Here is a 19341-nt window from a genome sequence, read left to right as displayed (position 1 = left end):
AAACCTGCAATGCTCATTATCGGCGCTATGATGAGAAAACTAGTCCATGTCGCTTTGGGTGTATTGAAATCCGGAAAACCATTCGATGCTAGCTTGCATTTGGCTTGACAGGAATAACAGTATCTACGCATACTGACTCGCCGTATTTCCTTGGCAGTTAATATGCACAGGAAAAAAATCGAAAAGAATAACAGGCAATAATATTGAATCAACCAAGCCAGCTCGGAAAACAGTTGCATTTGCCCGGATTGCGCTACAGCCAGCAACACCCCTGAGATGATGACCAGCATGTCGGCATATTTGCGAAAATCACTCCCTGCAGCGATAAAGCGCCGCATCGTCCAAAAATAAATCACGCCGACGCAGATCGCCACCGCTGCAAAGTAGATGGGAATGCGGGCTACTGTTAAGCTCAGTAAAAATATGACCGTTGAAATAAGCATCACTGGCATTGCTCTCTTTAACACTAGCAAACCATAAGCTTCAGTAGAAATTTTCATTTTTGATTGATTCATGAGCCTTACTCACCTGCTGCAGCCAGCCTGTTATGCCTGAACCACTCAGCAAAACCCTGGTCTTCGAGTGCATAGATACCACGAGACTCTTTCCAGACCAGGTTCTTTTCACGCAAGCCATCGATGGCAGTTTGCACTGTCGCTTTTGATAGCTTTTTGGTTTCCGTGATGTCCATGTACGCTGCCATGGATTCATCAGAAAATGGTATCCAATGCTCGCCTTTGCTGATGAGTACGCTGAGCACGGCTTTCTGTATTGCTGTCAGCGCGTCGAACTCGCTGGCGAATTCTTCCCACAGGCGGTTATTGATTTTGCGGGCGCCGTCTTCCAGTATCTCTGACAGGCTTTGTGCCTGGCCGTCGAGGGCGATGTGGGCGATCAGGTCGCGCAGCATCTCTGGTCTGTGTCCCAGCAACTGAAATGCGGCCCAGACACTTTCTGCACGCAGCTTGTTGCCCCTGGCCAAGTTGCCATTCGCCCATTTGGTGAAGGCATCCGTGTATAACTTGTTGAGCAAGGGGAAAGCCGTAATGCTGGAACCAAAGAAAGGCTGGGTGCGGTTCAGCACCAGGTGAGCGAGCTTGTCGCGGTTGGAACCAGTGAATACCAGCATCAGCGCAGGCAACTCGGCACTCAGGTTAAGCGTGTCGCGTGCAGACTTGAGTGCGAACATGGCATTCAAGCCGGCTGGGGTGCTCAGTGCATGCTGGGCTTCATCAACGATCAGCACAATAGGTTTTTTGACCTGGTGGCTGAGTTCAGCAATCACATCTGACAGCGTGACATTGTCTGGCAAACCCGGCTGGCTGATATCTATTGTCAGCGTACCCAGCACATTGACCTTGGAGAGGCCCACAGCCTTGGCGGCCTTGCTGATGATACCTATGGTATCGGCCAGATGTTTTTTGATGGCCTCGGTAATGATCAGCGCCGGGTCGCGTTCTTTGTTGGCCCACAAGTCCACATACACGGGTAGCCAGCCACGCTGGCTGATCTCTGGTACCAGATCCTCCCGCAAGAAAGTACTCTTGCCAACACGCCTTGGTGCAGCCAGGAACAAGCCTGATCGTGCATCGCTCAGACCCTTGCCTTGCAACCTGTTGCAAAGCTCTTGCGCCAGTTCAGGGCGGCGAAAAGTAAAGGAAGTACTCATGGGCTGATGACCTTATTTTTCTCTATTATGCTTTATTATGTCCAGATACATAAATTATGTATTCAAGCATAATAAAGCATAAATTGTTCTAAGTTCAAGATATTTTTGCAGTCATAGTAATGCCAAAAACAGGCAGACCATGCCACATCCGGTTTGACGGATGCGCTATATAAACGGTGTACTTGTTACAGCTTCAAGCATCAATCATGTCTCAAAGGAACAAACAAGTTCCGGCGCAAGCGCACGCAGGTAACTGCGGGCATCAAAGACCGCACCTGGCGCATGCGCCCCACTACGCTCTTTCACTTCACCCTGCAAAATCCGCTGCACTGCCTCGCATATCAGCGGTGCAGTAAAACCATAGATATCACGCCCCTGCGCTGCCAGCTTGCGTGTTACTCCATCTTTAGTTGCAATGACCTCGACCAGAAAAACCTGGGCGGACTTGCCGCTTTCGTCAGCCGCTGCGGGTGGCGGCGTCAATGGGTCTCGTATGTCCTTGAGGGCAGAAAGATTCAGATAGGTATGCAATTGCACTATCTTGAGATGCTGCGTCATCAGAATCACTTCTGAAAATGGCACTTCAATGGCATCCAGACGCCCGAAGGGTTGAGCATAGTCCCAGGCAATTTCAGCCGCAGGCAGTGTCATGGGTAGCAGCTTGCCGTCACTGACCACCAGGCGATGCGCAGTATTGCGCGCACCCGTGATGCGCGTGCCCTCGGTCGGATGCCAGCTATCCAGTGCAATGCCTATGCGGATGTCGTCAACAGCATCCCATTCGCCGATGACAGCGGTAGCCAGCAAGTCAGCAAGACCACCGTAAAACCCCATGGCAGGGAGAATCAGCACGCCCGCTTCGCGTGCCGGGCTGTCAAATTTATTCAAGGTGTCGTGGGCGCTCATCTGTTCTGCGCTGACATCCAGATAATGCACACCATTGCGCACAGCAGCTGCAGCAAGCTGGTCGGCAGTTTCCAGGAAGGGGCCAGCGCAATTGATCAGGGCGACCACACCGTGCAAGGCATGGTCGAGTGCTGCGTTATTGTCTATGGAAACGCACCTGGTCTGGATGCCTCGCTCTACAAAGCCAGCAGCAGCCAGCTTGCCGCTATCGCGGGCCAGGGCTACTGGCACCATGCCGCGTCGTATAAGTTCATCCACCACAAAGCGCCCTGTATGTCCGGTGGCACCAAAAACAGCAACTTTATTTAGCGAGGCATTCATAGTTTGACTCCATTTTATTATTACATCAATACGATACAGACCGGTATGTTTTATAAGATACATACAGGTCTGTAGCATGTCAAGCAATTATGCTATAATTTTTTTCCATGAATACTTCAAAGACCGCTAACGCATCTGCTACCCCAGAGGTAAAGGAGCGCATACTTGAAACAGCATCCCGGCTTTTCTATAGCCAGGGCGTAAGAGCGGTGGGCGTGGATTTGGTGGCTGAGCAAGCTGATGTGGCAAAAACCAGCATCTATCGTCATTTCGGTACCAAAGATGATCTCATTGCCGCTTTTTTGCAGCGCGAAGACGAAGACTTCTGGCAATGCTGGGGGGATGTTCACAATCGCCATGCAGATGATGCTGCCGCCGAACTTGATGCGCATTTCCAGTGGATAGGTGAAAGGGTGGCACGCCCCAACTACCGCGGTTGCCCGCAAATCAATGTCGCGGCTGAATTTCCTGACCAGGATCACCCTGCCCGCAAGGTCGCATACAAGCATAAACATGAACTGCGGCACAGACTCAAAGATATCGCCGTGCGCCTGGACGCAAAACGCCCCGATGAGCTGGCTGGCCAATTGGCGGTGCTGATCAACGGTGCCTTTGTCAGCTCGCAGATGTTTTTTGATGGTGAAGCCACGGCACTATTGACAGTAACGGCACATGCACTGCTTGCAGCGGCTAAAGCGTAAAGCCTGGAAAATATCTGGACATGTGCATTGCAGACGACATGAACCCGACACACAATTCGCCCACACAAGCTGCGATAAAGACTTACCAGAATTTTTATCAGCACTGGATGCAAAACGCCGGGCTGGAAATGTCAGCCCTGCCGGATGCAACCAGCAAATTGCAGGCAGTTGCGCAGCCGCTGCCACTTGCTCTGATAGCCTACTATCATTGCGCTGGCACCAGCCCCATCAACACCGCATATAACGAACTCTTGTTACCCGGAGATTTATATGTGGAGCAAGAACACCTGATCTTCATGCATGAAAACCAGGGCGTTGTCGATTGGGGCATACATCTGCAAGACCTGGATCAAGATGATCCCATCGTCTGGCAAAGAAATAATGATGACGGGGCATGGTACGCAGAAGATCATCATCTCAGCAGTTTCTTGATGGCTTGCTGGTATTGGGCAGAATTTGGCGAAGATAAGACTGAGGATTTTTTTAAACTCGGATAACGCATACTGTAGGGTGCGCCATGCGCACCATCAATGGGCATCGTTGGCCACAGCTACTAATACAACGGTGCGCACGGCGCACCCTACAAAAATTACGCTGACTCATTATCTCACTGTCTCATCATCCATCATCTTGCATCAAATGAAAAAAATACTGCCTACCGTACTCGCACTCGATCTTGAAGGTACCCTGATCTCCAACGCCATGAGCCAGATTCCACGCCCTGGCTTGCATGAATTCTTGACACGCTGCGCTGTACTTTTCCCGCGCCTGGTCATGTTCACGACAGTAAGCGAAGACAAATTCAGGCAAATCGCCCGCTTGCTGGTGGAAGAAGGCATGGCACCGGACTGGTTTGCCGGTATCGAATATGTGAACTGGCAAGGCGAAACCAAGAATCTGGAATTTGTACCTGATGCGGCAGTCAGCGATATTATCCTGGTTGATGACTTTGAAATCTATGTCCATCCTGGCCAGGCCACGCAATGGATGCAGATAGAGTATTTTGATTATCCCTACTCTGAAGACGATAGGGGTTTATTTACTATGCTGGAAAAACTGGAAATGCTGATCAGTGACTCAATATAACAAATCATTCAACACCACCATTATTCTTTAGGACTTATCAGATCTACACGGGATATTCGCTTCACCAGCTAATTCATGCTTCACATAAAAGAAGCTCTCATACAACAGTGACTGTCCTTTTGCGCGCCAACTGATATAGCGACTGGTCGGCGTGGCGGCAGAAATGGCATTGATGTGCAATTCATCGGCCATCGTCATCGCCCGCTTCATGTGCAAAGGATCACTGACTATCATTACCTTGTGGAGTTGATGCGCCTGCATGAGCTTGCAAGCCTGTACCAGGTTTTGATAGGTATTTGTTGATACCTCTTCTATCAATATCTTTTCTGCGGGAATACCCTGGCCAAGCGCATACTGACGGGCTGCGGCAGATTCTGACAGTATGTCACCCTCACTCAAGCCGCCGGTGAAGATGAGATAATCCACCTGGCCATTTTTGTATAACCGTATGCCATGTTTGATGCGTTCTGCAAATACTGGCGATGGCTTGTCTTTCCAGACCGATGCTCCCAGAACTATCGCTGCATCAGCCCTGATTTTTTCAGGCCTGGGATTTTTCTGGTCGAGCAGTGCTGGATATAAAGCGATGCTCAGCATGGTCCAGACAAACCCTGCCAGCAAGATGGCCAATACCAGCAGCAGAATATATTTAATGCGGAAGTAGCGTCGCACGTCAGAAAAATGAAGCTTCACGCTGGCCTACTGCTTTCTTAACACGCGCCAGGGCTTGCTGGTCTTGGGATCGACGGGTACACGTTTTTCATTACTCGCATAATCGTCTTCAAATATTAACCAGGCATCACCGCGCTTGACCAGGTACCAGAATGGCAGCTTGCGCCCCTCAACGCGTAGCGGGGTGCCATACAAATCCAGTTCAGACAAATCGCGTGACAAACTGGCTTTGGCCAGTTTGCCATCTATGCTGAGTTTGCCACCTTGAAAGCACCATTGCTCTTTTTCTTCGCTAGCAAAGCAGCCTTGTATGATGCGCGCCAGATACAGGTCAGCCTCGTTCCGATCAAGTTTTCCCAGGCGTTGATACGGGCCTTGCTCCATCCTGTTTTTGCCGTCCGCCAGTAGCCAGATTTTATCGCCTTGCTGACGCAGGCAATATTCAGTCTCGTCACCTTCATGCCATGCCAGGTTTTGTTTGATCAGGCCGTCCTTGATGATCAGGGCAACTTGCTGGCTGTCGGTGGCTGTCATGGCACCAGTCCAATTACCATGGATTTTCAACAGTTTCAGGAAATGACTGCTACTCCAGTAACCATCCAGCTTGTGCAAGACGGCATCGCCAGTGCAGACTTTGCCGGATGCAGCCATGGCGGTGGAAGCAGATAACATCAACAAGGCGGCAGCCAGTTTGATACAGGTGGTATGCATGGTAAGCGAATTCATTTCATCTCATTGAGATACTTTATCCAGAGTTCAAAATAACGTTTCAACTCTGCCCTGCGCTGATGTGTATCAGCATGATGCATCAAGAAATCTACCTGATTCTGCAGCTTGTCGGCCATCAGCATCTTGCGCACTTCAGGAAGTATCCAGCCTACATACAAGGCAAGATCAGCCATGTCCCATGCATCAGTATGTGGCTTGCATAAATAGGCGTTGGCAGCACGGCGATATTCCATGACCAGCATCATCACCTCTGCTTGAAAGGCTGACGCCATGGGTGCGTAAACAGCCAGCTCCTGATCTGCCTGGAACAGAGGATGGATGCAAAATGCCTTCAAGGCATCCAGGCTGGCGTTAAGACGGATCATGATTTGCAGACCGTCATCGATATGCTTGATCAGTAATTCCTGGCTGCGTCCGGCACGGCGATCACCGTACACTTTGCTGATCTCCTGATACTCTCTGGTTTCTGCGATTGCCTGCCTGACGACCATGTTCTTTCCTGTTTTTGCTACATGTATTCAACAATTTTAACAGAATGAATAGCCAGGCAGAGACCATCGCCCGTTTCACTTACTCCGCTTTTTTAAGCAAATTGGTCGTCATTGAAATATCAAAGTCTTGCTGTTTATCCGGCGTCTCTTTTTGCAATCTTGCCTTCTGGTTCAAGCCTGCGACGAGTTTGGGTTTGGCTATCACCTCATCACCTTTCTTGACTACCATGTCGATAGTTACAGCATCTTTGTACTGATCTGCAGGTGCAGGAACTAGCGTGAAAGTGAAATTCCAAATGCCGCCTTGTCCATCCAGGCGTCTGACGACACTTGTGGGGTAACCAGGGATAATAGTTAAATCATGGTTTGTCTTTTCTCCACCCAGGTCGACGGTCATTGAAACTTTGTACCTGTCGGAACTAACTCCATCCTCAATAGCTTCGGTGCCTTTCACTTTTGTTTCCATAGTCAGGGTACTGACAGGTGTTGCTGCCCATGCACTATAGGCGCTTACACCACACAGGCAACTCAATACCACATAGGCGCTGATACGCTTCAATTTGCCGGGACTATTCTGTTGCAATTGCATGATTCTCTCCTTTAAGGGATGACGGGAAGGCCAATGACAGGCCAGGGCACTGGGGGTAACACTTAACTGTGTCTTCAGCATGGCTTCAGCATAGACGCGCCTGGCTTGCGGCTCTTGCGCAATCACGCTGGCATCGCAGGCAAGTTCCTGATCGAGACGAAAACATCTGGCGGCAACATGCACGAATGGGTTAAACCAGAACAGGCATTGCAGCAGCGCGAACAAGGTATTGGCGATGACATCGCCACGGCGTTTATGCACCAGTTCGTGGAGAATGATAAGTGCCTGTTCTGCGGCGCTATAGCGTTCAAAAAAATCAGCGGGCACTATGATTTTTGGCCTGAAACAGCCTGCCAAAGCAGGTCCAGTATCCACATCGCTGGCCAGATATATGCCATCAGCCCTGGTGAGTTTGCCCAGCCTGCGCAAGAAATGCAGATGCTGCATCCCAAACAGTGCCAGCATGGCCAGGCTACCGATCAGCCATGCACTGACAAGGATTACTGGCCAAACACTGGCTGACTGAATTTCCAGCAAAGTTGTACCGCCAATGAGTTGATTTACAGGCGTATTCAAATCTACTGTCATGTCCAGATATTGATGATGCGGGAAAAACATCGCAATCAAGCTCAATGGCAAGATGGCCCAAAGCTGATAGCCGATACCGGCACCCACCAGTTTGCGCAAGGGCTGCCTGATCAGCAGGATAAGAACAATAAGGCTGCTGATGACCAGGCAGACCAGCAAGCCTGTCTGCAAAAGAATATTACTCATCACCCAGCTCCTTGATCAGGCGTTTCAGCTCAGCGATATCCTGTTTGGATAATTTCTTTTGTTCGCTGAAGTGCGCTACCAGCGGTGCAATACGGCCATTGAACATGCGGTCGAGAAAGCCCTTGCTCTCTGACATCAGCCATTGTTCGCGCTTGAGTATGGGGGAATATAAAAAGCGCCTGCCATCCTTCTCGGCGGCTATTGCCCCCTTTTTGAGCAGACGGTTTAGCAGGGTTTTGACGGTGGCTTCTTGCCAGTCTTGTTGCTGCGCCAGAGCAGCGCTGACTTCTTCGGCTGCCTGTGGATGTTGTTTCCACAGGGTTTCCATGACTAGCGATTCTGCCTCGCTGATGGCGATGTTTTTCATTATTGGCTCCAGACATAATTTAAGCTTCAATCATTTACACATGTAATCGATGAGGAATGATTACATGCGTAATCAATGAAGTCAACAAAATAATTCATGTAATTTTTACGTGAGCAAGCGCTTGATTTTTATCATTCACCTGAAAACTGCGCTTGCATGCTTTGATATTGCCTTGCATAATTGGCCTTACCAATTTTGCACTGGTCAACCAAGCACTGATTAGGGATGTATATGAAGCGAATACCAGGAATGATGAACCAGCTAGTAGCTGCCTGCCTGTTGCTGTCCAGTCTGAGTGCACACACCCACGCCGCTGATGCTGGCAGTGGCAAGGCGCAATACCAAAATCCCATCATTCATGCCGATTATTCAGATCCCGATGTAATACGCGTTGGCAATCGCTATTACATGACGGCATCCAGCTTCAATAGCGCCCCTGGCCTGCCACTGCTGGAATCAGCAGACATGGTGCACTGGCAATTAACAGGCCATGCCCTGCCCCAGCAATTACCATTGGCGGATTTTGCCAGGCCACAGCACGGCAAGGGCGTGTGGGCACCCTGCCTGCGCTATCACGATAATCGTTTCTGGATTTTTTATCCTGATCCGGATCAGGGCATCTACGTGATGACTGCGGAAAAATTCAGCGGCCCATGGACTGCGCCACATTTGCTGCTGGCAGGCAAAGGCATCATTGACCCTACACCATTGTGGGATGATGATGGCAAGGCTTATCTCTTGCATGCCTGGGCCAAGAGCCGGGCCGGCATCAATAATGTGCTGAGCCTGCGCCGCATGAACAATGAGGCGACGCAATTGCTGGATACTGAAGGCAAGGTCGTCATCGATGGCAACAAGCTGCCTAACTACAAGACGCTGGAAGGACCAAAGATCTACAAACATCAGGGTTATTACTATGTATTCGCCCCTGCGGGTGGTGTTGAAGAAGGCTGGCAATCGGTATTCCGTTCGCGCAATATCGAAGGCCCGTATGAAGACAAGATCGTCATGGCGCAAGGCAAGTCGTCCACCAATGGCCCGCACCAGGGGGCCTGGGTACAGACCCCGCAAGGTACAGACTGGTTTTATCACTTCCAGGACAAGCGCGCCTATGGCCGTATCGTGCACCTGCAACCCATGCAATGGAAAGATGGCTGGCCCGTCATCGGTGACGATACCAACTACGCTGGCACAGGCGAACCGGTACTCAGCCACGCCATGCCAGTACCAGGCAAATTCCCATCAGTACAACCAGCGAGCACGGATGAATTCAAGAGCAACAAACTGGGCCTGCAATGGCAGTGGAATGCCAACTGGAAACCTGCATGGTTTTCACTGACAGCCAGGCCACAGCACCTGCGCCTGCTGACACAATCTGACGCCAGCTATGCCGAACGCAAAAACCTGTGGGATGTGCCTTCGCTGTTATTGCAAAAACTGCCTGCCGAACAATTCACGGTAGATACCAAACTGGATGTCAGTCATCTGAAAGACGGCAGCAGCGCTGGCCTGGTCATGTATGGCTTTAACTATGCCTGGCTGGGTGTACGCCAGCAAGACAAGGAAAAACAATTGCTCTTGTCCACTTGCGACAAGACAGAATCGAAATGCGAAGAAATCACCCGTGCCAGCCTGCCATTGAACAGCAGCATCGTGTACTTGCGCATGGTGGTACAGGCAGGTGGTAAAACCCGTTTCTATTACAGTACGGATAATCGACATTTCACGGTAATTGGTGACATCTTTACCGCCACCATGGGGCGCTGGGTTGGCGCGCAGATGGGCTTGTTCAGCGTACGGTCAGGTGCTCCATCTGCAGTTGGGGATGATTACGTGGATGTGGATTATTTCAGAGTGACGATAAATAATTAATCGCCAAAATCAAAACGCCCCGGTTTGGGTTTGGGTTTGGGTTTGGGTTTGGGTTTGGGTTTTTGCCGTTGTTTTTGCCGTTGCTTTTGACTTTTGCAATTCCCATGTGTCGACGCCGTTTGTGCAGTACAGAAAATGGAAAAAGAAGGACCGCTATTTGAGGTGTAGCAGGGGTTTCGTGCAGCATGCTGCACGCCTGCGTAACGGCATGCGCTTGCAAGCGCATGTTCCTAAAGCAAGGCCGCAGGCGAGTTTCGGGCCTTCCCATTTTTTGTACTGCACAAACGGGAACCCCGCAGGGGCGACGACGCCTGGGTCGCCTTTCTTTGAATACGTTCTTTGGCGACGCAAAGAAAGTATTTCGGCTGCCGGGCCGAGACCCGGCTTGGTTCGACGAAGCGCAATCGTTTTAATCAAAGTACAGCAAAACAACCAGCGCCACTAGAACGCCAGCCCGGTAGCCTCCTGCCAAAAGCACGCAGGAATGACGTTACCAAGATGACGGATTAATTTACAAGCCTGGCTCCGATGACAGCCAGCCAACAAAACTACGTATCAAACTCTCCCTCTTGATGCCCGTCAACGACAATTCCTTGTCCTGGCACAAATATATCCCCGCCCAATTTCAGAAAACCCCCGATATTGGGTTAAAGTTGCTCCTGTATGCAGCGCAAATCTCAGCAGCGTGCCAAAATAGAAAGAGATGCAGTCGGGTAAAGTCAATTCCCTGTATGCTGACATCCGATAACAGAGACAAATCACCGTAAAACGAATTCATCATGCGTATTTTGCTAGCAGAAGACGATAGTGTCCTGGCCGACGGTCTGACCCGTTCGCTCAGGCAATCCGGCTATGCCACTGACTGTGTCAATGACGGGGAAGCGGCTGATACTGCGCTGACCACCCAGGATTTTGATTTGCTGATCCTCGACCTGGGCCTGCCCAAATTGAGTGGGCCAGAAGTCTTGCGTCGCCTGCGGGCGCGTAATTCGCGTTTGCCGGTCTTGATTTTGACAGCGGCAGATTCTGTCGAACAAAGGGTCAAGGGCCTGGATCTGGGAGCCGATGATTACATGGCCAAACCCTTTGCCCTGTCCGAACTGGAAGCGCGTGTGCGGGCGCTGACACGACGTGGTGCTGGTGGCGGGCCGACAGTGATCAAGCATGGGCCACTGACGTATGACCAGGTCGGGCGCATCGCCTATATCCATGAACAGATGCTGGATTTGTCAGCACGTGAACTGGGCTTGCTGGAAGTACTGTTGCAGCGTACCGGGCGGCTGGTATCGAAAGAACAGTTGGTCGATCACCTGTGCGAATGGGGTGAAGAAGTCAGCAACAATGCCATTGAAGTGTATGTACACCGCTTGCGCAAAAAAATAGAAATTGATGGTGTGCGCATCGCTACTGTGCGCGGACTGGGTTATTGCCTGGAAAAATTCTTTGTTCCAGTGGTACCTGTAGCGCCAGCGGCAACGACTGCAAACCCCGCAAACCCTGAACAAAAATGAGTCAACAGCCAGGCAGTGCCGACAGCGACGCAACAGCGCCTGACAGCACGGCAGGCAAGCAGCCTGAAGAAAAAGTTCAGCGCTCATTGTTTGGTGAGATCCTTGACTGGATGCTTGCCCCACTCTTGCTCTTATGGCCGATGAGCATTGCCATTACTTATCTGGTGGCCAAGTCGATTGCCAACCAGCCGTTTGACCGGGCACTGGAAGACAATGTGCTGGTGCTGTCGCAGCAAGTCAAAGAAGTAGACGGCAAAGTCATCACCCAGCTAAGTAACCCGGCACGCGATATTTTGCGTGCTGATGATCTCGACAATATCTATTTCCAGATAAAAATAGGCAAGGACCAGGTGATAGACGGTGACCGTGATTTGCCCATGCCTGTGGATGAAGAAAGGCCGCCAATCGGCACCGTGCAATTCAGAAATGCGGTCTTGCGTGGCATCGACATACGCATTGCCTACAGTTATATCGATCTCAACAAAACTGGTAAGCGCAGCCCCGATAAATATCAGCACCAAGACCCGCACCTGGCGCTGGTGCAGGTAGCCGAGACGCTGGAAAAACGCGCCCTGCTGGCGAATGAAATCATCAAGGGTGTGATCCTGCCCCAATTCATCATCTTGCCTATTGCCCTGGCACTGGTCTGGTTTGCCCTGACCCGTGGCTTGTCCCCATTGGTGGAACTGCAGCAAAGAATACGCGCACGCAGGCCAGATGATCTTAGCCCCATCGATTCGCGCCATGTGCCGGAAGAAATCACGCCCCTGGTTAAATCACTCAATGAAATGCTGGAGCGACTGGCGCAAACCATCGCCATCCAGAAACGCTTTATCGCCGATGCTGCGCACCAGATGAAGACACCCCTGGCTGGTATGCGCATGCAGTCAGAACTGGCCTTGCGCCAGACTGACCAGAAAGAGATACATCAATCATTGACGCAACTGGCCACCAGTTCAGAAGCAGCCACGCACCTGGTCAACCAGTTGCTGACACTGGCCCGCGCAGAAAACCTGGCACCGGCCAATCAACCACGTGAACAGATAGACTTGAACATATTGGCACGCAATGTGATGCAAGACTGGATACAGGCTTCCTTCAGTAAAAAAATAGACCTGGGGTTTGAGCAGGATAAAAATGCCGTACTGATTTTTGGCAGCCCGCTGATGCTGCGCGAAATGCTCAGCAACCTGATCGACAATGCCTTGCGCTACACCCCGCAAGACCATAGCGTGACGGTGCGAGTGCGCATAGACTACGACCAGGCACTGGCAATACTGGAAGTGGAAGACAATGGCCCCGGCATACCAAAGGCAGAAAGAGAGCGCGTGTTTGAACGCTTTTACCGCATACTGGGCACTAATGTGCAGGGTAGTGGCCTGGGTCTGGCCATCGTGCGTGAAATCGCCAGCCAGCATGACGCCAGGATAGACATACTCGACAATCCACAACCGCAAGACCCGGCTTATGCTGGCTGCGTATTCCGCATTTCTTTCCAGCTAAATCCTTTTGATGAGCTTGCCATGGAGGATTTGTCATGAACAATGCACCTGAGTTGGCTGGCAGTGTCAGCAAACAATACTGGCGTCATACCAAAAGACTGACAGTGAGCCTGCTCTGTTGCTGGGGTGCGCTGTGTTTCAGTATGCTGTTCTTTGCACGTGAATTGTCGACCCTGGTTTTTTTTGGCTGGCCATTTTCTTTCTACATGGCAGCGCAAGGCCTGACGCTGAGCTTTGTCCTGATACTGGCCATCTATTCTTTAGGCATGCGCTGGATAAGCCGCAAGCAGACAGGGAGCTGATCACATGCCACAAAAACGCTTTACCCAAAAACTGACGGTGTACTACCTGTGGTACACCCTGCTGTTTTTCATCTTCCTGATCAGCCTGGCGATACTGGAAAAAGAAGGTGTGCCACGCGTCTGGATAGGTTATCTGTTCATGTTCGCCACCATCGTGCTGTATGCAGGCATAGGTGTGGTCAGCCGCACCTCAGATATCAGCGAATACTATGTCGCAGGGCGACGCGTACCGGCCGTCTTCAATGGTATGGCAACCGCTGCAGACTGGATGTCTGCAGCCAGCTTTTTAAGCCTGGCGGGTGGTCTGTATTTACAAGGCTTTGACGGTCTTGCCTACATCATAGGCTGGACCGGTGGCTTTTGCCTGGTGGCCATGCTGATTGCACCCTATCTGCGCAAGTTTGGTCAATACACGATTCCTGATTTTTTGGGCGCACGCTTTGCCGGCGCACCAGAGAATAATGCAGTCAGGATATTGGCCGTCATTGCCACCGTCTTCATCTCTTTCATTTATGTGGTGGCACAAATTTATGGCGTGGGCCTGATCACTTCTCGCTTCACTGGCGTGGATTTTTCTGTTGGCATCTTCCTGGGCCTGGCCAGCATATTGGTATGTTCTTTCCTTGGCGGCATGCGTGCGGTGACCTGGACCCAGGTGGCACAATACATCATTATCATCATCGCGTTTTTGATTCCTGTGGCATGGTTGTCTGTCAAACATACCAATAACCCGATTGCGCCACTGTCGTATGGTTCAGTATTGCCTGAGCTGGTCAACAAGGAAAAAAGTTTTGAGTCAGATCCAAGAGAAAAAGAAGTCCGGGCAATTTACCGCCAGCGTGCCGACGAGTTGCAAAAGAAAATACAGCAATTGCCACTATCATGGGAAGAAGGCCGTTTTGAATTGCAGCAAAAGCTGGAAGAATTAAAGTCAGGTAATGCCTCGCTGCTGGATATCAAAGCCGCCAGCCGGGTGCTGGCGAATTATCCCAAAACGCCGCAAGAGGCACAAAACCGCTGGAACGACATACGCAATAACTACCTGAGTAAATCGCAACCCGGCTTCTCCAAGTACACACCCTACGCTGCCAAAGACAAGAATGAGTCGGACAACAAGCGCAATAATTTCATGGCACTGGTACTGTGCCTGATGATGGGCACCGCAGCCCTGCCCCATGTGCTGGTGCGTTATTACACCACGCCCTCGGTCAAGGAAAGCCGCGATTCAGTATTCTGGTCGCTGTTCTTTATCATGCTGCTCTACATCACGATCCCGGCGCTGGCGATACTGGTCAAGTACGATATTTATAATTCCCTGGTCGGCACAGAATTCTCCAAGCTACCTGCCTGGGTCACTTATTGGGCAAACATAGACCGCAATAATCCTCTGGTAAATATCACCGACATCAACCATGACGGCATAGTCCAGTTGGCCGAGATCGTGCTGGATGGTGATATCGTAGTCCTGGCTACACCAGAGATTGCCGGGCTGCCTTACGTGGTATCGGCCCTGGTGGCCGCTGGCGGCCTGGCGGCAGCGCTTTCCACCGCTGACGGCTTGCTGCTGACAATTTCCAATTCACTGTCGCACGACATCTATTACAAAATCATAGACCCGCAAGCTTCCACGCAAAAACGGGTGACCATATCCAAGTTATTATTACTAGTAGTGGCGCTGGTGGCGGCCTACGTGGCTTCACTCAAGCCTGCCGATATCTTGTCACTGGTGGGTGCCGCGTTTTCAGTCGCAGCATCAGCTTTGTTCCCCTGCCTGGTGCTGGGCATATTCTGGAAGCGAGCCAACCGCCAGGGAGCCATCTGCGGCATGATCACCGGCTTTGTGGTTTGCGTGTTTTACATGTTGTCTACCCACCCCTTATTCGGCGGCAACCCTGCTAACCAGTGGTTCAACATCGCCCCTATATCCGCAGGTGTATTCGGCGTACCGGCAGGTTTTATTACCATGCTGGTGGTGAGCTTTTTTACACCTAAGCCGGATCAGAAGACACTCGAACTGGTGGATTTTATACGGCAACCGTGAGAACAGGGAATGCTTGGCGATGGGAGAAAACAGATCATGTAGTGCGCCGCATGCAAACGATGCGCACGGCACAGATTATTTTTCCGGCATGCAATGCCTCCACACGGCGCAACAAGAATTATCGGTTTCAAAAAATATTTATCGAATTAGGTTTGCCGACTCCGATACAATACCTGGGTTGCGATATATATTCTAATCCAGATACATTTCGATCATTATCATCACCATCTTGAATACAACAATGAGAAAAATTACACCTCTAATTTCTGCCTTGGCTTTCTTGCTGTCAGCTTGCGTTGGCGCACCCAAAGTTGATTTTGCAAACATTGATAGTACGTGTGCGCAGCAATGCTCGGCCAATCACACGACTTGTATGAGCGGCTTCAAGCTGTTTCCTTTGGCGAATGAAGCATCTTGCAAGACAGCGATGGAAACCTGCGCGCAAGCCTGCCCGTCGAAGATGGAAGCAGCAAATTCTGCCAAGGCAAAACTTGCACCGGTATCGACTGCTGATAAACTGAAAGAAATTGATGCGCTTCTTAAGGATGGATTGATCAGCAAAACTGAATACGAAGCAAAGAGACAGGAAATTCTCAAGGCGATGTAAACCAGGTCAGGGATTGGGAAAGTGCTTAATGTAGGGCGCATTACAATGCGCCCTACGTCACGGTTCCCTTGGACATGTATCTGTTAATCATCATCCACCCGCATGCTTAGCGAGTTGGAAGAACACTTGGTAATGTTTTTCGAAATTGAGCTGGCGTTTCCCCAAAACGTTTACGAAATATCTTCCCCAAATAACTGACATCTGCAATCCCTGCCTCATCTGCAATTGTGGCAAGGCTGTGATCAGAATTCAGCAGACGCCATTTCACATGCTCCAGACGTACTTCGTTCCAGTAATTTTTCGCAGTCATGCCGTGGCTGGCCAGAAACAGGCGATCCAGTTGCCGCCTGCTGATTCCAACCATGCTGGCAAGTTCATCTGTCGTTTTGCTGGAGCTGAGCAGGCTGCGCATCAGGGCTATGGCGCGACCTGTGTGGCGGCCAGTGGTTACCTCAATATCCAGTGAACGCAGTTGATGGCCGCTGCTGCGCGCCTCATCGACCAGCATGTCAGCCAGTCCTTTCAGGGCGCGGGTGCGACCACAGACGCGTGCCAGTATTTCTACGGCAAGATCTATCGCTGCCGTGCCACCGGCACATGAAATGCGGTCACCATCAAAACAATACATCTGGTCGCTCACGACTTCTATGCGAGGGAATGAAGCGCGAAATTCTGCTTCATGCCGCCAGTGCAGTGCGACCTTGCGGCCAGACAGCAAGCCACAGGCTGCCAGCAGAAAACATGCGTTGTCGATACAAACCAGCTTCACTCCATGCCCTGCCGCCTTGCGCAGAATGTTTTTATAGCGTGGTGCCAGTGCCTGTGTCGCCTTGGCATTTCTCCCGCCAAATGCCACCAGATAATCAAAATCAGCATAATTAATTTCTGCAGGTGTGATCTGGACTTGTATATCAATTCCGCTGCTTGATTTGATACTGCCAGCATCAAGGCCCAGGACATGCCATGTGCAATACCGCTGGCGGCTATAGTCTGCTTCGTCTGCGGTAAAACGCAACTTGTCCAGAAATCCACCAAAAGGCAGTAGTGCAAATTCTGGTAATGGCATTAACAGTATGCGTATGTCTGCCACGGTGGTTTCAGTCTGCATATCAATGTCCAGAATTTATCTATAAACGTCTAAATCATACCATTGAAGAGTCATCGATTTCTTTAGACTATGTCGAAAGAACTGGAGGAAGCACATGGCTTTGCACACCTGGATTATTTACGCTATTGCGGTATTGGGGTTATCGATTACGCCGGGACCTAATGGTTTGCTCGCCATGACGCATGGGGCATTGTATGGGGTAAAGAAAGCAGTATGGACAGTGACAGGTGGCGTCATAGGCTTTACCTGCCTGATTGCCTTGTCCATGTTTGGCCTGGGTGCCTTGTTGCAAGCCTCGTCACATGCTTTGCTGGTATTGAAAATAGCGGGAGGAATTTACCTGGTGTGGCTGGGGATACAATTATGGCGAGCACCTGCGCTTCGTCTTACGCTCAACAGCAGTACAGAAGCGCCGCATGGCCTCAACCTGTTCCGCATTGGTTTGTTGACTGCTATCGCAAACCCAAAGGTGCTGTTATTTTACGGTGCTTTCCTGCCGCAGTTTATTGACATGCAGCAGCCATTGTTCCCACAGTTCGTGATCATGACCGCGACATTTGCCATCATGGAATTTGTGGTCGAATATCTTTTGGCAAGGCTGGCACATCAGATCCGCCCCTGGCTAGAACGTGGTGAGAAACGTTTCAATCGTGCTTGCGGGACGCTGTTTGTCTTTATTGGCGCGGCCTTGCCACTGGTGAAGTAAGGCCGAGCGCCCCACAAACTGACTATCCAAAGACCAGGTCATAAGGGCGGAACTGCATGCCGAAAAACCTGGCCAAATGTCTCTCATTTCACCAACTCAGTCAGCAAGCACAGACTGCAAAGACACGGGCTTGCTGGCCTGCGCCATGGGGAACAACCACCAGCGCTTGCCGGTTTGCGGTTCAGCGATATCAACCTCTTCACCCATCTGCGGCGTACTGATACGCACATCATGCTGTTTGGCCAGCGCGACGATGCGCTCAAACGGCTCGAACCAGCTATGCAGGGACAAATCAAAAGTACCGTTATGGATGGGCAGCATGGTCTTGCCACGTAAATCGATGTGTGCCTGCAGCGATTGCTCTGGCTGCATGTGGACGTCAGGCCACATCTTGTTATAGGCACCGGTTTCTATCATGGTCAGATCAAAGGGACCGTATTTGTCGCCTATCTCTTTAAAGCCCTTGAAGTAACCAGTGTCACCACTGAAAAAGATTTTCAGTTCAGGCGTCAGTATGCTCCACGATGCCCACAAGGTCTGGTCACGGTCATGCAAGCCACGGCCAGAAAAATGCTGGGCAGGCGTGGCGACAAACTGCGTGCCATTGATCCAGGTACTTTGCCACCAGCCAAGTTGCTGGATTTTGTCTGCATCTATACCCCATTTGATGAGGCGATCACCAACACCTGTCGGCGTCAGGATATGCTCAGTCTTTTTCGCCAATTGCAGGATAGCGGCGTAATCAAGGTGATCATAATGATCATGCGAAAGGATGATGCCCTTGAGAGGCGGCAGGTCCGCAATGCTGATCGGTGGCTGGTGAAAGCGCTTGGGGCCCATCCACTGGAATGGAGACGCACGTTCAGAAAATACCGGGTCAGTCAGCCAGAATTCACCTTGCAATTTCATCAGCATGGTCGAATGACCAAGGCGGTAGAGGCTATTGTCTGGCGCGGCCATCAACTGCTCTTTCGTCAATTCAAATACGGGAATACTGCCACCAGGCACCGTGTCCTTAGGCTTGTCGAAGAAGAACTTCCACATGATTTTCAGGTTGCCCAAGAAACCGGGCTCGCGCATCTCCTTGTCATTGACAAAACCACCTGCTGAAGTGGGCGCTTGCATATCAGTCTGAGCTGCAGGCACAACAGTAGATATAACTACAGGCAAATTCTGGGTATTGCCGGGGTAAGAAACATAGGCCATGATGATCAACACTCCTGTCATGAAGAGACTGAATACAAACCGCGAAAGTCGGGGCATAGGGTTATAAACTGCATACAAAACTGATTACTGCGTTGAAGTACTGTGCAGCATTATTACACTACACAGTGTAGTTTCTAATTCTGAAAAAGTAAACTACTTAGTGTAAAATTCTTTTATCGCA

At 50.7% G+C, this 19341-nt stretch carries 19 protein-coding genes and 1 pseudogene; 11 read left to right on the top strand and 9 right to left on the bottom strand.

Annotation, left to right across the window (positions count from 1 at the left end; all coding sequences use genetic code 11):
* A pseudogene (locus tag ACO0LD_RS20815) lies at window positions 1-108 on the top strand (IS110 family transposase); the annotation flags it as partial.
* Between the two features lie 412 nt (window positions 109-520).
* Here ACO0LD_RS20815 and ACO0LD_RS20810 read toward each other — a convergent pair.
* Both ACO0LD_RS20810 and ACO0LD_RS20805 read right to left on the bottom strand, forming a co-directional pair.
* The gene (locus ACO0LD_RS20810) at window positions 521-1669 is read right to left on the bottom strand and encodes a hypothetical protein (RefSeq protein ID WP_423010088.1); all 1149 of its coding nucleotides are present in this window, start codon (window positions 1667-1669) and stop codon (window positions 521-523) included.
* 204 nt (window positions 1670-1873) lie between these two features.
* Window positions 1874-2896: a saccharopine dehydrogenase family protein gene (locus ACO0LD_RS20805; RefSeq protein ID WP_423010087.1), complete on the bottom strand. Its 1023-nt coding sequence runs from the start codon at window positions 2894-2896 to the stop codon at window positions 1874-1876.
* Window positions 2897-3003: 107 nt separating this feature from the next.
* On the opposite strand from ACO0LD_RS20805, the gene ACO0LD_RS20800 reads away from it, so the two are divergent.
* From ACO0LD_RS20800 to ACO0LD_RS20790, 3 genes are all read left to right on the top strand, one after another.
* On the top strand, window positions 3004-3597 hold the full coding sequence (locus ACO0LD_RS20800; RefSeq protein ID WP_423010086.1) for a TetR/AcrR family transcriptional regulator: 594 nt from the start codon (window positions 3004-3006) through the stop codon (window positions 3595-3597).
* A 38-nt stretch (window positions 3598-3635) separates the two neighbouring features.
* Entirely contained in the window at window positions 3636-4094 is a 459-nt protein-coding gene (locus ACO0LD_RS20795) for a hypothetical protein (protein WP_423010085.1), read from the top strand.
* Between the two features lie 142 nt (window positions 4095-4236).
* The gene (locus ACO0LD_RS20790) at window positions 4237-4683 is read left to right on the top strand and encodes an NIF family HAD-type phosphatase (RefSeq protein WP_423010084.1); all 447 of its coding nucleotides are present in this window, start codon (window positions 4237-4239) and stop codon (window positions 4681-4683) included.
* Window positions 4684-4710: 27 nt separating this feature from the next.
* Here the strand turns inward: ACO0LD_RS20790 and ACO0LD_RS20785 are convergent, their stop codons facing one another.
* From ACO0LD_RS20785 to ACO0LD_RS20765, 5 genes are all read right to left on the bottom strand, one after another.
* Window positions 4711-5376 (bottom strand): YdcF family protein, encoded by a 666-nt coding sequence (locus ACO0LD_RS20785; RefSeq protein ID WP_423010083.1) that lies wholly within the window; start codon window positions 5374-5376, stop codon window positions 4711-4713.
* A 6-nt stretch (window positions 5377-5382) separates the two neighbouring features.
* The gene (locus ACO0LD_RS20780) at window positions 5383-6081 is read right to left on the bottom strand and encodes a hypothetical protein (protein WP_423010082.1); all 699 of its coding nucleotides are present in this window, start codon (window positions 6079-6081) and stop codon (window positions 5383-5385) included.
* Window positions 6078-6575 carry a hypothetical protein gene (locus ACO0LD_RS20775; RefSeq protein WP_423010081.1) on the bottom strand — a complete coding sequence of 166 codons (498 nt, stop codon included), beginning with the start codon at window positions 6573-6575 and terminating at the stop codon, window positions 6078-6080. The genes ACO0LD_RS20780 and ACO0LD_RS20775 overlap by 4 nt, the downstream gene beginning before the upstream one ends.
* A 79-nt stretch (window positions 6576-6654) precedes the next feature.
* Window positions 6655-7938, bottom strand: coding sequence for a M56 family metallopeptidase (locus ACO0LD_RS20770; RefSeq protein ID WP_423010080.1), 1284 nt, complete (start codon window positions 7936-7938; stop codon window positions 6655-6657).
* Window positions 7931-8305, bottom strand: coding sequence for a BlaI/MecI/CopY family transcriptional regulator (locus ACO0LD_RS20765; protein ID WP_423010079.1), 375 nt, complete (start codon window positions 8303-8305; stop codon window positions 7931-7933). The genes ACO0LD_RS20770 and ACO0LD_RS20765 overlap by 8 nt, the downstream gene beginning before the upstream one ends.
* A 231-nt stretch (window positions 8306-8536) precedes the next feature.
* Here ACO0LD_RS20765 and ACO0LD_RS20760 point away from each other — a divergent pair, with 231 nt between their 5' ends.
* From ACO0LD_RS20760 to ACO0LD_RS20735, 6 genes are all read left to right on the top strand, one after another.
* Window positions 8537-10177 (top strand): glycoside hydrolase 43 family protein, encoded by a 1641-nt coding sequence (locus tag ACO0LD_RS20760; RefSeq protein WP_423010078.1) that lies wholly within the window; start codon window positions 8537-8539, stop codon window positions 10175-10177.
* Between the two features lie 779 nt (window positions 10178-10956).
* Entirely contained in the window at window positions 10957-11688 is a 732-nt protein-coding gene (locus ACO0LD_RS20755; protein ID WP_423010077.1) for a response regulator, read from the top strand.
* The gene (locus ACO0LD_RS20750; RefSeq protein ID WP_423010076.1) at window positions 11685-13229 is read left to right on the top strand and encodes a sensor histidine kinase N-terminal domain-containing protein; all 1545 of its coding nucleotides are present in this window, start codon (window positions 11685-11687) and stop codon (window positions 13227-13229) included. The genes ACO0LD_RS20755 and ACO0LD_RS20750 overlap by 4 nt, the downstream gene beginning before the upstream one ends.
* Complete coding sequence (locus ACO0LD_RS20745) at window positions 13226-13492, top strand: DUF4212 domain-containing protein (RefSeq protein WP_423010075.1); 267 nt, start codon at window positions 13226-13228, stop codon at window positions 13490-13492. The genes ACO0LD_RS20750 and ACO0LD_RS20745 overlap by 4 nt, the downstream gene beginning before the upstream one ends.
* 4 nt (window positions 13493-13496) lie before the next feature.
* Window positions 13497-15533 carry a sodium:solute symporter family protein gene (locus tag ACO0LD_RS20740; RefSeq protein ID WP_423010074.1) on the top strand — a complete coding sequence of 679 codons (2037 nt, stop codon included), beginning with the start codon at window positions 13497-13499 and terminating at the stop codon, window positions 15531-15533.
* Window positions 15534-15906: 373 nt separating this feature from the next.
* The gene (locus ACO0LD_RS20735; protein ID WP_423010073.1) at window positions 15907-16140 is read left to right on the top strand and encodes an SHOCT domain-containing protein; all 234 of its coding nucleotides are present in this window, start codon (window positions 15907-15909) and stop codon (window positions 16138-16140) included.
* A gap of 106 nt (window positions 16141-16246) precedes the next feature.
* Here ACO0LD_RS20735 and ACO0LD_RS20730 read toward each other — a convergent pair whose 3' ends face one another.
* Complete coding sequence (locus ACO0LD_RS20730) at window positions 16247-17248, bottom strand: GlxA family transcriptional regulator (RefSeq protein ID WP_423010072.1); 1002 nt, start codon at window positions 17246-17248, stop codon at window positions 16247-16249.
* 94 nt (window positions 17249-17342) lie between these two features.
* On the opposite strand from ACO0LD_RS20730, the gene ACO0LD_RS20725 reads away from it, so the two are divergent.
* Window positions 17343-17954 carry a LysE family translocator gene (locus ACO0LD_RS20725; RefSeq protein WP_423010071.1) on the top strand — a complete coding sequence of 204 codons (612 nt, stop codon included), beginning with the start codon at window positions 17343-17345 and terminating at the stop codon, window positions 17952-17954.
* A gap of 96 nt (window positions 17955-18050) precedes the next feature.
* On the opposite strand, the gene ACO0LD_RS20720 is transcribed toward ACO0LD_RS20725, so the two are convergent.
* The gene (locus ACO0LD_RS20720; protein WP_423010070.1) at window positions 18051-19181 is read right to left on the bottom strand and encodes an MBL fold metallo-hydrolase; all 1131 of its coding nucleotides are present in this window, start codon (window positions 19179-19181) and stop codon (window positions 18051-18053) included.
* Window positions 19182-19341 lie beyond the last annotated feature (160 nt).

This window comes from Undibacterium sp. Ji83W, from assembly GCF_049340385.1.
Classification (GTDB): Bacteria; Pseudomonadota; Gammaproteobacteria; order Burkholderiales; family Burkholderiaceae_D; genus Undibacterium.
The sequence above is the reverse complement of the archived record's forward strand: the minus strand, read 5'-3'. Positions and strand labels throughout refer to the sequence as shown.